This is a genomic window from Aeromonas sp. s6, assembly GCF_040907815.1.
Classification (GTDB): domain Bacteria; phylum Pseudomonadota; class Gammaproteobacteria; order Enterobacterales; family Aeromonadaceae; genus Aeromonas; species Aeromonas caviae.
On record NZ_JBFOCN010000054.1, the window covers coordinates 1 to 15899 of the forward strand.

Here is a 15899-nt window from a genome sequence, read left to right on the forward strand (position 1 = left end):
CGCCTTGGGATACCGTTCACCACGGGAATTTCTGCGCAGTCGGGTATCACAACCCTAAGCGGGAAAAAGTGTCTGGACCTATGGGGTCAAATCCAGGGATCACTTTTGGCCGCTATGGTAAACGGGTAAGGGAAGGTGCGAATAAGTCATATGGCACGAGAGCATTTACTGGTAACCCATTGATATTAAATGACTAAAATTTTCATTTTTTGTTCGTGGGATACTTGTTCGCACTTTCCCTAGCTCTCACCGTGCCCTAGTAACGGCCTCAACGGAGCTGGTTGTCGCGTGAGTCATACTAATCGGCCGGTGAAAAAACAGAAGGGGGAGCCGTTGAAAACCGGCGCAACGTCATAAATCGGGACCTCAAGAGGGCATTTATTGTTTGGTTTTGCTAAACGATAACTGATTGTCGAATAGAAAAACCAAACAATGTGGGCCTGGTTTCTGGCCGTGCTGGCTTGTCTGGAGGCTGGTGGGGAGTGAGTTGGGGCAATCTGGGAGGGTTTCCCGGTTTCCCCGGAATTGGTTTGGCAATCATGGCGTGATCTGGGTTGTGGGGAGAGGGGAAGGGGAGGTTGCCGCTCAGTGCTGCGCCCCGACCGGGGTGATGTTGGGCCGTCAGGCACTGTGGCGGGATCCGGCCATTGGCGCCCGGGGCCGGCTCGGGTATAGTCCTGCGCCAACAAGATAGGTTCGGATGGAGGCGTCGGCACCGCTTCAGGCAAGCGGGCCGAATCACTCCTTCGGCGCGGCTTTAAAGGATATCCCCATGAAATTCAGTCCCCTGCTCGATGAGATGATGAAGGCGCTGCAGGTCTTGCCGGGCGTGGGCCCGAAATCGGCCCAGCGCATGGCGTTCACCCTGCTGGAGCGCGAGCGCAGCGGCGGCCTGCGTCTGGCCTCCCTGCTCAATCGGGCGCTCACCGAAATCGGTCATTGCAGCCACTGCCGCACCTTTACCGAGAACGATCGCTGCGATATTTGCGCCAATCCCAAGCGCGAGGAGAACGGCCTGCTCTGTGTGGTGGAGAGCCCGGCGGACGTGGCCGCCATCGAGCAGACCGGCCAGTTCTCCGGCCGTTACTTCGTGCTGATGGGGCACCTGTCGCCCCTTGACGGCATCGGCCCCGAGGAGCTGGGGCTCGATATCCTGGAGCGCCGCCTCAAGGAGGAGCAGATCAAGGAGCTGATCCTCGCCACCAACCCCACCATCGAGGGGGATGCCACCGCCTGGTACATCGCCGACATGGCCCGCTCCGCCGGGGTGGAGGTGAGCCGCATCGCCCACGGTGTGCCGGTGGGCGGGGAGCTGGAGCTGGTGGATGGCACCACGCTCTCCCACTCCCTGATGGGGCGCCAGCGCCTGAGCTAAAGACACCACGGACCCCACCCCGGCCCTCCCCTTGGCAGGGGAGGGAGCAATGGATCTTGCCCCACTCCTCTCTTTGGCAGGGGAGAAAGCAACGAACCCCACCCCGGCCCTCCCCTTGATAGGGGAGGGAGCAATGGATCTTGCCCCACTCCTCCCTTTGGCAGGGAAGAAAGCAACGGAGCCCGCCCCATGCCCCCTTTGGCAGGGGAGGGGGCAACGGATCCCACCTCATGCTTCCCCTTGGCAGAGGAGGGAGCAACGCACCCCACCCCAGCCCTCCCTTTGGCAGGGGAGAGCAAGGCTGACCCCGCTATATGTCACCCCTCTCGATTCCAGTCTGACCCCTTCGCCAGACAGGGGACGACGGTGCACCTCCCCCTTGTGAAGGGGGAGGCCGGGAGGGGGTTGCCTGTGTGGGCCAAGCGAGGGGCCGGTGTGCAAATTTGCTCTCAAGTTTGCACGCAAGCCCCTTGATATTTGAAAGGCCAACCCCATCTAGCTTGGGAATCTGTTCAACCCGACGTTTTGAGGACTGGTCGATGACCCAAAGTGTTCACGCCGAAACCCACGGCTTTCAGACTGAAGTCAAACAACTGCTGAGCCTGATGGCTCACAGCCTCTACTCCAACAAAGAAGTATTCCTGCGCGAGCTGATTTCCAACGCCTCCGATGCGGCGGACAAGCTGCGCTTCAAGGCGCTTTCCGATGCCTCTTTGTTCGAAAACGACGGCCAGTTGCGCGTGCGCCTGGTGGTGGACAAAGAGAACAAGACCCTGACCATTTCGGACAACGGCATCGGCATGACCCGTGACCAGGTGATCGAGCACCTGGGCACCATCGCCAAGTCCGGCACCGCCGAGTTCTTCAAGAACCTCTCCGGTGACCAGGGCAAGGATTCCCAGCTGATCGGTCAGTTCGGGGTGGGCTTCTACTCAGCCTTCATCGTGGCCGACAAGGTGACCGTGGTCTCCCGCGCCGCCGGCACCGCGCCGGAGCAGGGCGTGCAGTGGGAATCACAAGGGGAAGGCTCCTTCACCGTGGCTGACGTGACCAAAGTCGGTCGCGGCACCGACGTCATCCTGCACCTGCGCAGCGATGAAGAGGAGTTCCTGGACGACTGGCGCCTGCGCTCCGTGGTCAGCAAATATTCCGACCACATCAGCGTGCCGGTGGAGATGTTCAAGGAGGGCACTCCGGATCGGGAAGAAGACGGTGAAACCATCGTCGGCACCCCGGGGGAGTGGGAGCAGGTCAACCGCGCCACCGCGCTCTGGACCCGCAACCCGAAGGACATCAAGGACGAGGAGTACCAGGAGTTCTACAAGCACGTCGCCCACGACTTCGAAGATCCGCTCCTGTGGGGTCACAACCGGGTGGAAGGGGCCCAGGAGTACACCAGCCTGCTCTACATCCCGGCCCGCGCGCCGTTCGATCTCTACAACCGCGAACAGAAGCACGGCCTGAAACTCTATGTGCAGCGCGTCTTCATCATGGACGACGCCGAGCAGTTCATGCCGACCTACCTGCGCTTCGTGAAAGGGGTGCTGGACTCCAACGATCTGCCGCTCAACGTCAGCCGTGAAATCCTGCAGGACAACAAGGTGACCGCCTCCCTGCGCAAGGCCTGCTCCAAGCGCGTGCTCACCATGCTCAACAAGCTGGCGAAAGAGGATGGCGAGAAGTACGCCAAGTTCTGGAGCGAGTTCGGCAATGTGCTCAAAGAGGGCCCGGCCGAGGATTACGCCAACCGGGAAGAGATCGCGAAGCTCTTGCGCTTTGCCAGCACCGCCGGCGAGGGCGAAGCCCAGACCGTGTCGCTCGAGGATTACGTTGGCCGCATGAAGGAAGGTCAGCAGAAGATTTACTACATCACCGCCGACTCTTATGCCGCTGCCAAGAACAGCCCGCACCTCGAGATCTTCCGCAAGAAGGGCGTCGAAGTGCTGCTGATGTGGGAGCGGGTGGACGAGTGGCTGATGAGCCACCTGACCGAGTTCGACGGCAAGCAGCTGGTCTCCGTCACCCGTGGCGAACTGGATCTCGGGGATCTGGAAGACGACGCCTCCAAGCAGGCGCAGGAGGAGGCCGAAAAAGCCAACGCCGGTCTGGTGGAGCGGGTCAAGAAGAGCCTCGGGGAGGCGGTGAAAGAGGTGCGCGTCACCCACCGTCTGACCGACTCGCCGTCCTGCATCGTCACCGACGCCCACGGCATGAGCACCCAGATGATCAAGCTGATGCGCGCCGCCGGTCAGCCGGTGCCGGAGCAGAAGTACATCCTGGAGCTCAACCCCGACCATGCCCTGGTGAAGAAGCTCGGCACCATCGAGGATGAGAGCCTGTTTGGCGAGTGGGTCTCCCTCCTGCACGAGCAGGCCCAGCTGGCGGAGCAGGGTGGCCTCAATGATCCGGCGAGCTTCGTCTCCCGTATCAACCGTCTGCTACTCCAGGCGTGATGTGATTGTGATTGGCCCACTGCATGACAGTGGGCTTTTTTTTGGCCGTTCCCCTCTGGTGCGCTGCTGCATTTTCAATCATTTTTCGTGGTCGTCGTCTGCGTCTTTGGTCGCAGAGACGGGGCGGGAGTGTGGTGATAATCTGGCCACTCACACGGGGCGAGCTTGTTAATACGGGCGAAAACGTGTAGTTTTTTGCCTTCTCAAGAATTGAATAACCAATCAACTAGGAGCGTGTATGCGCATTGTTCTGTTGGGAGCTCCGGGCGCCGGCAAGGGTACCCAGGCTCAGTTCATCATGGAAAAACACGGTATTCCGCAGATCTCCACCGGCGACATGCTGCGTGCGGCGATCAAGGCGGGTACCGAGCTGGGCCTCAAGGCCAAAGCCGTGATGGACGCAGGTCAGCTCGTCTCCGACGACATCATCATCGGCCTGGTCAAAGAACGCATCGCGCAACCGGATTGCGCCAACGGCTTCCTGCTGGACGGCTTCCCCCGCACCATTCCCCAGGCGCAAGCCATGAAGGATGCCGGTGTGACCGTGGACTTCGTGCTGGAATTCGACGTGCCGGACGAAGAGATCGTCAAGCGCATGAGCGGCCGCCGCGTGCACTCCGGCTCCGGCCGTACCTACCACGTGGTGTTCAACCCGCCGAAAGTGGAAGGCAAGGATGACGTGACCGGCGAGGATCTGGTGATCCGTGCCGACGACGAAGAGACCACAGTGCGCAAGCGTCTGGATGTCTACCATCAGCAGACCGCGCCGCTCATCGGTTTCTACGGCAAGGAAGCGGAAGCGGGCAACACCCGTTACGTCAAGATCGACGGCACCCAGCCGGTGGATCTGGTCAGCCAGCAACTGGCCGCCATTCTCGGTTAAGCCATTCTGGGCCGGCAGGACGCAGCCGTTCGCCGGCTGGCTACGAGAGTGAGAAAAGGGTCCATACCGGGCCCTTTCTTGCATTCCATTCCCACGACACAGAACGACAGGATGCTAACGTGACCACGAAAACCGGGATCTTGCTGGTCAATCTGGGTACCCCGGCCGCGCCGACCACGGCGGCGGTCAAGGCGTTTCTCAGCCAGTTTCTGCACGATCAGCGGGTCGTCGACCTGCCGCGCTACCTCTGGTGCCCCCTGCTTCACTTCATTATCCTGCCGACCCGCTCCCCCAAGGTGGCCAAGCTCTATCAGCAGGTGTGGACCGAGCAGGGCTCCCCCCTGATGGTCATCAGCCAGCAGCAGCGCGCGGCCCTGGAGCACGAGCTCAAGCGGGAAGGGGTCGAGGTGCCGGTGGCGCTCGCCATGACCTATGGCGCCCCGTCGTTGGCCGATGGCTGGCAGGCTCTCAAGGCCCAGGGGGTCAACCGGGTGATCCTGCTGCCGCTCTATCCCCAGTATTCGGTCAGTACCACCGCCTCGGTATTCGACGCCTGGGCCAGGGCGATGAAAACCGAGCGCAATCTGCCGGTGGTGCGGCTCATCCGCGATTACCATGCCCACCCGGAGTACATCCAGGCGCTGGCCATGAGCGTGCGTCGCCACTGGGAGCAGCACGGCCAGGGGGAGCATCTGCTGATGTCCTTCCACGGCATTCCCGAGCGCTACGAGCGGGAAGGGGATCCCTATGGTCATCAGTGCAGGCGCACCGCCGCTCTGCTGGCGGAGGCGCTGGGGCTGGCCCCGGAGCAGTGGACCGCGAGCTTCCAGTCCCGCTTTGGCAAGGAGGAGTGGCTCAAGCCCTACACGGACCTGACCGTGGCCGACTTGCCCTCTCGCGGCGTCAAGCGGCTCGATGTCATCTGCCCGGCCTTCTCGGCGGATTGCCTCGAGACCCTGGAGGAGATCCAGGTGCAGAACCGGGAGATCTTCATGGCCGCCGGTGGCGAGCAGTTTGAATACATCCCGGCCCTCAACAGCGATCAGGCCCATATCCGCATGATGGTTTCCCTCATCTGTCGCGAGCTGGCATGATGGCCGTTCTCATCCGGTGCCCGACGTGGCGGACGTTCGGATTCAACGATAAAGGAGTGTCCTGATGATGCATATCACGCTGATTTACGCCGGCCTGCTCGGGCTCTTGTTCCTGCTGCTCTCCTTCTGGGTGGTCAAGCGCCGCGCCCAGTTCAGGGTGATGATAGGGGAGGGGGAAGCCCCCGAGATGCTGGCCGCGATCCGCGCCCACGGCAACTTTGCCGAGTACGTGCCCCTCACCCTGCTGCTGATGGCCCTGTGCGAACTGGCGGGGGTCGGTGCGCTCTGGCTGCACCTGGGTGGTGTGCTGCTGCTGGTGGGTCGCATCCTGCATGCCATCGGCATCCAGATCCCCAGGGCTCCCAACATGCCGCGCCTCTTCGGCACCCTCTTCTTCTGGCTGTCGCTGGGGATTTTCTCGGTGCTGGCCCTGGTGCAGGGGCTCTCGGCAAGCTGAATGTCATCCCGCAACACCACCCCGTCACGGGGTGGTTTTTTGTGGCAGGCAAGTCAAACGTTTTCCTCGCAAGCCCTTGTCTATACTGACCTCAAAATTCAATCGTGCGACTTTTCGGCGTGGTGGATTGTGTTAAAATCCCGCCCCTCTTTTCCCCAGAGCACAGAAGATTGCCATGAAATTTCCCGGTCAGCGCAAGTCCAAACACTACTTCCCGGTCGACAGACGTGATCCCCTGATCCCGCAGAACTCCCAGCTCACCGAACTGGGCAAGGCCTATGTAGTGGGCATCGATCAGACTCTGGTGGATATCGAAGCCCATGTGGACGAAGACTTCCTGAACCGGTACGGCCTGAGCAAGGGCCACTCCATGCTCATCTCCGACGAGGTGGCGGAGCTGGTCTACGACGAGCTCAAGGCAAACAACATGGTGGTGAGCGAATTTGCCGGCGGCACCATCGGCAACACCATGCACAACTACTCCGTGCTGGCGGACTCCCACTCCATCCTGCTTGGCGTCATGAGCCAGGACATCCGCATCGGCAGCTATGCCTACCGCTATCTGTGCAACACCTCCTCCCGGGTCAACCTCGACTACCTGCAGCCGGTGGACGGCCCGGTCGGGCGCTGCTTCACCTTCATCACCGAAGGGGGAGAGCGCAGCTTTGGCATCAACGCCGGCAAGATGGATCACCTGGATGTGGACCACATCCCCGAGACCATCATCAAGGAGGCCTCGGCCCTGGTGATCACCGCCTACCTGGTGCGCGGCGCCGACGGCACCCCCATGAAGGAGGCCGCCATGGCCGCGGTGCGCTATGCCCGCGAGGCCGGGGTGCCTGTGGTGCTGACCCTGGGCACCCGCTTCGTCATCGACGAGAATCCCCAGTGGTGGCGCGATTTCATCAGCGAGAACGTGACCGTGCTCGCCATGAACGAGGACGAGGCGGAGGCCCTGACCGGGATAAAGGATCCCCTCGGCGCGGCCGACAAGGCGCTGGACTGGGCGGACATGGTGCTCTGCACCGCCGGCCCCATCGGCCTCTACATGGCGAGCTACACCGACGAGGACTACAAGCGCGAGACCACCCACACCCTGCTGCCCGGCGTCATCCCCGAGTTCAACATGTACGAGTTCAGCCGCCCCATGGCCCGGGACAAGTGCCGCAAGCCTGCGCGTATCTACTCCCACATCTCCCCCTACATGGGCGGGCCGGAGAAGATCAAGAACACCAATGGGGCAGGGGACGGGGCGCTGTCCGCCGTGCTGCACGACATGGTGGCGAACGCCTACCACCGCATGAACGTGCCGAACTCCGCCAAGCATCTCTCGGAATTCCTGACCTACTCCTCTCTGGCCCAGGTGTGCAAGTACGCCAACCGGGTGAGCTACGAGGTGCTGGCCCAGAGCAGCCCGCGCCTTTCCCGCGGGTTGCCGGAGAAGGAAGACAGCCTGGAAGAGGTGTACTGGGAGCGGTGATACCTCTTCCTGTCGACCACGAGAAAGGGTGCCACTGGGCACCCTTTCTTGTTTTTGGGGTTGGATCATGTTTTTGGCATCGCTTTTGCTGACATCGTGGACAGCCCGCGTCGCGGCGGCATACCTTGTGTTAAGGATATGTAGCTGCTGCGGGGCGAGGGTATGTTGAGACAATGGAGTATCGGTCGGCGTCTGTCGCTGGTGACCCTGATGGTGCTGGCGCTGCTGGGACTGTTGCTGTTCTTCTGCCTGCAGATCTATCAGCAGGGGTTGATGGGGGAGAAGAGCCGCCAGACCCAGGCCCAGGTGGAGACCGCCTACAGCCTGGTGGCGGGGCTGGAAGCCAGGGTGCGCAAGGGAGAGCTGGACGAGGCGAGCGCCAAGGCCGAGGCGCTGGCGCTGATCAAGGGGTTGCGTTACGGCAACGATGACTACTTCTGGATCAACGACAGCCACCCCACCATGGTGATGCACCCCATGAAACCCGAGCTGGACGGCAAGGATCTCTCCGGGGTGGAGGACAAGCAGGGGCTCAGGCTGTTCGTCGCCTTCGCCGATCTGGCGCGGGCCCAGGGCGCGGGGGAGGTGGCCTACTACTGGCCCAAGCCGGGGGTGGACGAACCGGTACGCAAGATCTCCTACATCAAGCGCTTCGCCCCCTGGGACTGGATCATCGGCACCGGCGTCTATGTGGACGACGTCGAGGCCCAGTACCGGGAGGTGCTGCACACCCTGCTGGGGATCGGGCTGGTGCTGGCCCTCCTGCTGTTTGCCGTGGTCGGCCTCATTGTGCGCAGCATCGTCGTGCCCCTCTCCCGCTCGGTCTCGGCCCTTGGCAACATCGCCAGGGGGGAGGGGGATCTGCGGGTACGTCTGCCGGAGTCGGGGCGTGACGAGCTGAGCCAGCTCAGCATCAACTTCAACCTCTTCGCCAGCCAGATGGCGCAGCTGGTGGCCCGCAGCCAGCAGATAGCGGATCAGAACCGGGTGCATGCTCACCAGCTGGCCGAGGTGGTGGAGCGTACCGGCGCCATCGTCACCGGACAGGAGCAGGATACCCTGCGGGTGGCCAGCGCCATGGAGCAGATGACGGTGAGCAGCCGCGAAGTGGGCCAGCACGCGGCCCAGGCCGCCGACGCGGCGGATTCGGCCCTCAATCTGGCCCAGCATGGCCGCGAGGTGGTGGTCCAGACCCGGGAGTCCATCAGCCAGTTGGCGGACGAGATGGTGGAGACGGTACAGGCGGTGAGCCGCCTCGAGCAGGAGACTCAGCAGATTGGCTCCGTGCTCGACGTCATTCGCGGGGTGGCGGAGCAGACCAACCTGCTGGCCCTCAACGCCGCCATTGAAGCGGCACGGGCCGGGGAGCAGGGGCGCGGCTTTGCGGTGGTCGCCGACGAGGTGCGTACCCTGGCGACCCGCACCCACAGCTCCACCGACGAGATCCGGCAGATGATCCAGCGGTTGCAGGAGGGGGCCGGCAAGGTGGTCAGCGGCATCAGCCAATTACAGCAGCTCTCCCGCGCGACGGCGGACAGGGCCGGCGATGCGGATGTCGCCATCAATGCCATCGATGGATCCGTCCACACCATTACTGCCATGAATGGGCAGATTGCCACGGCGGCGGCGGAGCAGAGCCGGGCGGCGGAGGAGATCAACCAGCGGCTGGTGGCCATCACCCAGCTGGCGGCGGATGCCCTGGCCCAGAACCGGCTGACCGAGCAGGCATCCGGGCAACTGGCGCTGGCCTGCGACGAGCTGGGGGCCCTGGTGGCGAAATATCGCATCTGACGGCCTTTCTCCCCGCTTTTTCGGGATAAGGCTTGAGTCTGGGGGGCTTTTGGGACACCATCTGCCCCATTCTCGGCCAGCCCTGGCCGACAGCCTGCCATTGCTTTGCAAGAGAGAGACCCCATGAGCAAACTAACTGACAATCTTGACGCCAATTTCCAGCTGTTCATCGAAGAAGTCCGCGAGTCGGGTCAGGTGTGGGGTCTGCGCTACGGTGAAGACTGGGTGGTGTGCCGCTCCGCCGAGTTCGAAGATGCGGACGTGATGCCGCTCTGGTCCGCCGAAGGGGATGCCCGCCTGCACTGCGTGGACGAGTGGGCGGATTACGAGCCGGAAGTGATCGAGCTCGAAGAGTTCCTGGACATCTGGATCAACGATCTGGACGAGGACGACGTGCTGGTCGGCCCGAACTGGAACGCCGATCTGGAAGGCCAGGAGCTCGAGCCCATCGAGCTGGCCAAGGCGCTGGTGGAACTGGACGCCTGAGTCTGCCGTCCTGCCGGATTGTGATGAACCGGCCCCCTTCGGGGGGCCGGTTTTTTTTATGGCCGCCATGGGCCATGAAAAGGCGATTTGCCTTTGCACCCGTCCCGGGGATGGGTCATCATCAACCCTTTGCCGATCGGGAGGTGCCATGTTTGTCTTTGACGTGACCACGAAGGCGGGGGCGCAGGGGAGGATCCAGGTGCAGGCGCTGGACTGGAGCCAGAGCGGCCCGGTGAGCTTTCTGTGTGACAGCGACGAGCTGGCCCTGGTGCTGCTGAGCGGGTGCCGCTGCGATGCCGTGGGGTACTTCAATCTGCTGGGGGGCTGCAAGCCACTCTACGTGGAGCAGTGGCTCACCTATTTGCAGGAGCGTGGCCAGCTGGAGAAGGTCACGGCCCGCCAGGAGAGCCCGTCCCAACCCGATTACCTGACCCGGGCCGGGCTGGCGGACGACGAGCTCAATGCCCTGCTCGGCCAGATCTACAAGGTGGCCGGGTTCAACCGCCTGCAGATCAACCGCTACCTCAAGCATCGCCACAACCCGACCATGCTGGCGACCCGTTACGATCAGAAGGAGCTGGAGCGCTATCGCCAGCTCAACGACATCATTCTGACCCTGTTGAAGCTGAAACCGTCTCCGTGAAGATCCCCATCTGACCGATCTCCGGTCCCAGCTCCTGGGGCCGGGCGATGAGGTAGCCCTGCAAGCCGTCCACATACATGCTCTGCAGCATCTGCTTCTGACCTATCTGTTCCACCCCTTCCGCGATCACCAGGCAGCCCATGCGATGGGAGACGTCGACGATCATCCGCACGAACTGCTGATTGGTGAGATCCTGCTCCAGCTCGGTGATGAGACCGGGGTCCAGCTTGATGTAGTCGGGTTTGAGCTCGCGAAACAGGCTGAAGGAGCCTATCCCCTTGCCGAAGTTGCAGATGGCCGAGCGGCTGCCGTGGCGCCTGAGCAGCTCGAACAGCCGCCTGGACCCGGTCAGGTTGCGCTCCAGGTGCTCCTCGTCGAGCTCGAACACCAGGTTGGCCCCGATGTCGGGGTCTTTTTGCAACTGGTGATCCAGCCAGATGAGAAAGGCGCTGTTTTGCAGCAGGGAGCCCGGCAGATTGAGACCCCACCGGCTGTTGCGGCCTCCGAAGGCGCGGTATTGGCGGATGACGTGGCGGATCACCATCTGGGCCAGGCGCAGTACCATGTCCAGCCGCTGCGCCATGGCGAGCAGGGTATCGCTTGGCAGCACGGTGCCGTCGCTGCTGCTGAAACGGGGATAGATCTCGTGGTAGGCGAGCATGCCGCGATGCAGGGGCTGGATGGGCTGGCAGGTGAAGCTGATGCTCTCCTGCTCCAGCAGATCGGTCAGCACCTGGGTCCAGTGACGCTGACCCTGCACCTCGACCACCTCGTCGTTCTGCTGGATGGCCCAGCCATTGACCACCTCTGTCTGGGCACGGGCCAGCGCGAGATCCGCCCGGGCCAGAATGGCCTCTATCTTCTGCTCGCTGCTCAGGCGGGTCATGCCCGAGTAGGCGGCGCTCTCGAGCTCGTGATCGTGCTGATAGCGATCGAAGGCGAGCTTCAGATCCCGTCCCAGCAGATGGGGCGGGATCTGGGCCAGGGGAGGCAGCAGGACGGCAAAATCGGCCCCCGAGATGCGATAGACCCGGTGGCCCGGGAAGCGGCTGACGGTGTGGCTGATGAGGGCGGCGATGTCCCGGATGTAGGCATCCCCGGACTGGAAGCCGCGCTGGGCGTTGAGGGTCCCGAGCTCGGTGGCGCGGATGAGCACCAGGATGGCGGTCTGGGTGTTTTCCTGTTGCAGCAGCTCGGTCAGATCGCGCCGGAAGGCGTGGCGGTTGCCAAGCCCCGTCATCTCGTCCCGGGTCGCCTGATTGTGCAATTCGGTGATCTGGCGGTGGGCATCGATCTCGGCCTCATTGAAGGATGCAAGGAGCTGGCGCAGAGCCGTTTGTGCCTGTACGCTGTCGAGCATGGCGGGATCCCGCTGCTGCAGCGCCAGCAGCCAGCGTTGCTCCTGCCTCGCCTTTTCCCCACGGCGCACGCTGTGGGTGAGAAAGAGCTGCAGGGCGAATCCCGTCAGGGTGGTCATCAGGACCAGCAGCAGGGTGAGCGGTGAGGCGGGGGGGGCGAGCAGCACTCCCTGCAACAGCAGCATGGGAATGCAGACCAGTGCGCTGACCAGCAGCAGGTTTCCCTCATGTTTATTCAACATCGTTTCATCCTTGATGATGTTCATGATGTAGAAATTCTAACCAAGTCGCTGGCGCAAAACATGAGTACTCACGCAACTCCACGATAAAGCGCCGGCGGAATGCAACTAAATGTGAGTGAAAACACTTTCATGGTCTGTAAAAAAAGCGAAGATGGGTTGAAAACAGCCCCAACAGAGCAGAGGTAGATATGTTGCTAGAACCCGTAGACACCGCCAAAGCACGGCAACTATTGAATCAGAGTATGGCCTTGGTGCTCGCAGGGGGACGGGGCAGCCGCCTGAAGCAGTTGACCGATAACCGCGCCAAGCCCGCCGTCCACTTTGGCGGCAAATTCCGTATCATCGACTTCGTGCTCTCCAACTGCATCAACTCCGGCATCCGCCGGGTGGGTGTGGTGACCCAGTACAAGTCCCACAGCCTGTTGCGCCACCTGCAATCGGGCTGGTCTTTCCTGCGCTACCAGATGAACGAGTTCATCGACCTGCTGCCCGCCCAGCAGCGGGTGGACGAGGTGCACTGGTATCGCGGCACCGCAGACGCCATCTACCAGAACGTCGACATCATCCGTGACTACGGTCCCAAGTACATCGTGGTGCTGGCAGGGGATCACATCTACAAGATGGACTACGCCGCCATGCTGCTGGATCACGTGCGCCTCGGTGCCAAGGTGACGGTGGCCTGTATCGAGGTACCACGCTGCGAGGCATCGGCTTTCGGCGTCATGGACATCGACGAGCAACGCAAGATCCGCGCCTTCGTGGAGAAACCGGCCAATCCGCCTGCCATGCCGGGCTGCGAGGATCGCTCGCTGGCCTCCATGGGCATCTACATCTTCGAGGCGGAGTACCTCTACCAGTTGCTGGAAGAGGACATCCACAACCAGGAGTCCAAGCACGACTTCGGCATGGACGTGATCCCGCGCATCGTGGGGGAGGGCAAGGCCTTTGCCCACCCGTTCAACATGTCCTGTGTCGGGGCCAAGGAGGGGCAAAAACCCTACTGGCGCGACGTGGGGACCCTGGATTCGTTCTGGGAGGCGAACATGGACCTTGCCTCCGTGGTGCCCGAGCTCGACATCTATGACGAGAACTGGCCCATCTGGACCAGCCAGAACATGTCGCCCCCGGCCAAGTTCGTGCAGGACAGAAACGGCCAGCACGGCATGACCATCAACTCCATGTTCGCGGGGGGCTCCATCGTGAGCGGCTCCTTCGTGCTCAACTCGGTGCTGTTCACCAACGTGCGGGTGCACTCCTTCTGTACCCTGGATCAGGCGGTGATCTTCCCCGGGGTCGAGATCGGGGCTGGTTGCCGCTTGCGCAGGGTGGTGGTGGACAAGGGATGCAAGCTGCCAGACGGCCTGGTGGTGGGGGAGAACGCGGACGAGGATGCACGCCGCTTCTACCGCTCCGAGCAGGGCATCGTGCTGGTGACCAAGCCGATGCTGGCCAAGCTCGGCTAACTTCGTCGACACAGACAAAAAAAGGGAGCCCTGGGCTCCCTTTCTATTGGTGGTCGATTTATTTCTCGCTGACCAGGGCCTTGCCGGCCATCACCATGGCGGTGCCATGCTTGCCACCGGCGGCGGTCACTTGCGGGACGCCATCTTCGTCGGTGTCGCTGCTGGCCCCCTCGATGACGTTCTCGCCGGAGTCGCCGATCCACTCGGCCATCTGCATGCCGCCGTTGACGGTGCCGCGGAACCAGCTCACGTAGCGCTGGGTCAGCTGGGCCAGCTCCAGCTCGGGTGCCTTCTCGGCCCCTTCGTTGCGCAGGTTCAGCATGGCAGAGCGCAGGGCGCCGGAGATGGCGGCCTGGGTCCAGGGGGTGTATTCACCCTGCTTGCCGGCGAGCCAGGTACCGGCCTTGGCATTGAAGTAGGCCTTGTCGGCGGCGATGAAGAGCTCGCGCGCCGCGGTGCGGTACTTGGCATCCGAGGTGGCCAGGAAGGCGGCGGTCAGGCCGCGGATGGCGGCGAACTGCGCGTCGATGGACTGACCGGCGTCAAGCTTGCCGCCCAGTGTCAGACCGTCATGGACCAGGCCGTTCTTGCCCTTGAGGTTGGCGAGGATGAAATCGGCCTGCTTGCGGACCAGTGCGATCGCCTGCTCACCCTGTGGGGTCTTGAGGTTCAGCTCGCCATTGTCACCGGCGGCGTAACCCACAGGCAGCGCATCCTGGGCGCGCTGGAAGATCTGCAGGGCGACCAGGGCGTAGGCGGCGTCGAAGGTGGTGACGTGCCCGGCCTGTTTGCCAGCTTGCCAGCTGTCGACCAGGGTGCCGGCCTTGGGCTCGAAGTGCAGGGCCAGCAGGTTCTTGAAGGTGAGGTTGGAGAGGTTCAGGGCCAGGGAGAAGGCATCGCTGCCCGCCACCGCCTTGCCCAGATCGTTGGTCTGGTTGGCAGCCGGAGCGGCGGCGAACGGGGCACCGTCAAACACGGCGTGGAAGGCCGGGTTCTGATTGGTGTTGGCCGTGCGCTGATCGCTGAAGGCGTAGAACTCGGAGAGGGGCCACAGCAGCATCCAGGCGTCGCGCAACTGGGCGGAGCCGTCCACGACCTCCAGCTTGCCGATGGCACCGGCGTCGTTCTTGCTGGTCTCGGTCACTTTCACCTGATGAGGGAAGTAGACAACCCCCTTGGCCGGATCGTACTGCGGGGTGATTTTGGCGCCCAGGGTCTTGCCGTCAAAGCCGAGCTGACCTTGCAGGATGGCGAGCTTGTCGATGGACTGCTCGGTCAGCATCATGCCGTTGAAGCCGTCGGCGGCAGAAACCCCCAGCTTGTGCTTGCCGTCCTGATCCATGGTGGCGGACGCGGCTTCCACCTCTTCATCGGTCTCGGCCACGTGCATGCCCCCGAGGAAGTCCTGGGACCACATCACTTCCTTGAGCAAGATGCCGCCCACGGCGGCCGGGACCAGCAGGTTGTCACTGCCGCTCCAGCGCAGGGTGGCGTAGTCGCGGAAGTAGGCGGGGACCTGGGTCTTGACGCTCTTCTCGTTGCCCTTGGCGGTCTTGATGGTGATCTGGTCACCGTTGACCGGGGTGGCGTTCACGGCCTGGGCGAACTCCGGGTTGGCGGAGGCGTAGGGCAGGGAGAGGGGATACATGCCCTGGGGAATTTCATCGGCGGGGAAGCCGACGGCCTCGGCCATGGCCAGTACCCGTTTGCCCAGGTCGGCCAGGGTGCCGCCACGGGCCTGGTTTTGCGGCCCGTTGACCAGATGGGGGCCCATGCCGGACTGGTAGTTGAGGGCGTACATTGCCTCTTCGGAGTATTCATAGGATTCGATGCCGGCGGCGAAGTCGAACGGGGTCGGCTCGTCGGCGCGGTTGGCGTCCAGCACATCCAGATCCAGACCGATGGCCTCGGCCAGCGGCTCGCCGGAGAGCTCGAATTCGGTGTAGGCCAGCATGTTGGCGGCGGTGTTGAACGTCTTGTCCTCCACCTTGACGGCAGCCTGTGCGGCGCTGCTGAGGAGTGCGCAGGCGATCGCCTGCACCAGTACGGTTTTTCTCATGTCCTTCTCACCATATTGTTGATTTTATTATGACGCTTCTCATGAATCTAAATGAGAATGGTGTGCATTATGGGGCAAAGGGCGGGGCTTGAGAAGAAAAAAACCGCGCCCCGGT

At 62.6% G+C, this 15899-nt stretch carries 12 protein-coding genes; 10 read left to right on the top strand and 2 right to left on the bottom strand.

The window, feature by feature from the left end:
• The first annotated feature begins 772 nt into the window (after positions 1 to 772).
• The 9 genes from recR (at position 773) to AB5Y50_RS08485 (ending at position 10662) form a co-directional block, all read left to right on the top strand.
• Entirely contained in the window at positions 773 to 1375 is a 603-nt protein-coding gene (recR, locus tag AB5Y50_RS08445) for a recombination mediator RecR (RefSeq protein ID WP_043156411.1), read from the top strand.
• Between the two features lie 539 nt (positions 1376 to 1914).
• On the top strand, positions 1915 to 3828 hold the full coding sequence (htpG, locus tag AB5Y50_RS08450; RefSeq protein WP_201926969.1) for a molecular chaperone HtpG: 1914 nt from the start codon (positions 1915 to 1917) through the stop codon (positions 3826 to 3828).
• 238 nt (positions 3829 to 4066) lie between these two features.
• A complete protein-coding gene (adk, locus tag AB5Y50_RS08455; RefSeq protein ID WP_010674422.1) occupies positions 4067 to 4711 on the top strand; it encodes an adenylate kinase in 645 nt (214 codons plus the stop codon).
• 119 nt (positions 4712 to 4830) lie between these two features.
• The gene (gene hemH / locus AB5Y50_RS08460; RefSeq protein WP_010674423.1) at positions 4831 to 5805 is read left to right on the top strand and encodes a ferrochelatase; all 975 of its coding nucleotides are present in this window, start codon (positions 4831 to 4833) and stop codon (positions 5803 to 5805) included.
• A gap of 64 nt (positions 5806 to 5869) precedes the next feature.
• Entirely contained in the window at positions 5870 to 6262 is a 393-nt protein-coding gene (locus AB5Y50_RS08465) for an MAPEG family protein (RefSeq protein ID WP_010674424.1), read from the top strand.
• A gap of 175 nt (positions 6263 to 6437) precedes the next feature.
• On the top strand, positions 6438 to 7742 hold the full coding sequence (locus tag AB5Y50_RS08470; protein WP_010674425.1) for an inosine/guanosine kinase: 1305 nt from the start codon (positions 6438 to 6440) through the stop codon (positions 7740 to 7742).
• 162 nt (positions 7743 to 7904) lie between these two features.
• Complete coding sequence (locus AB5Y50_RS08475) at positions 7905 to 9533, top strand: methyl-accepting chemotaxis protein (protein ID WP_039038910.1); 1629 nt, start codon at positions 7905 to 7907, stop codon at positions 9531 to 9533.
• Between the two features lie 123 nt (positions 9534 to 9656).
• The gene (locus AB5Y50_RS08480) at positions 9657 to 10019 is read left to right on the top strand and encodes a DUF2750 domain-containing protein (protein WP_010674427.1); all 363 of its coding nucleotides are present in this window, start codon (positions 9657 to 9659) and stop codon (positions 10017 to 10019) included.
• A 148-nt stretch (positions 10020 to 10167) separates the two neighbouring features.
• Positions 10168 to 10662 carry a hypothetical protein gene (locus AB5Y50_RS08485; protein ID WP_103243286.1) on the top strand — a complete coding sequence of 165 codons (495 nt, stop codon included), beginning with the start codon at positions 10168 to 10170 and terminating at the stop codon, positions 10660 to 10662.
• On the opposite strand, the gene AB5Y50_RS08490 is transcribed toward AB5Y50_RS08485, so the two are convergent.
• Positions 10625 to 12262: an EAL domain-containing protein gene (locus AB5Y50_RS08490; RefSeq protein ID WP_041212924.1), complete on the bottom strand. Its 1638-nt coding sequence runs from the start codon at positions 12260 to 12262 to the stop codon at positions 10625 to 10627. The genes AB5Y50_RS08485 and AB5Y50_RS08490 overlap by 38 nt on opposite strands.
• 188 nt (positions 12263 to 12450) lie before the next feature.
• On the opposite strand from AB5Y50_RS08490, the gene glgC reads away from it, so the two are divergent.
• A complete protein-coding gene (glgC, locus tag AB5Y50_RS08495) occupies positions 12451 to 13725 on the top strand; it encodes a glucose-1-phosphate adenylyltransferase (protein WP_039038908.1) in 1275 nt (424 codons plus the stop codon).
• A 58-nt stretch (positions 13726 to 13783) separates the two neighbouring features.
• Here the strand turns inward: glgC and AB5Y50_RS08500 are convergent, their stop codons facing one another.
• Entirely contained in the window at positions 13784 to 15784 is a 2001-nt protein-coding gene (locus tag AB5Y50_RS08500; protein WP_041212925.1) for a hypothetical protein, read from the bottom strand.
• Positions 15785 to 15899: the final 115 nt, after the last annotated feature.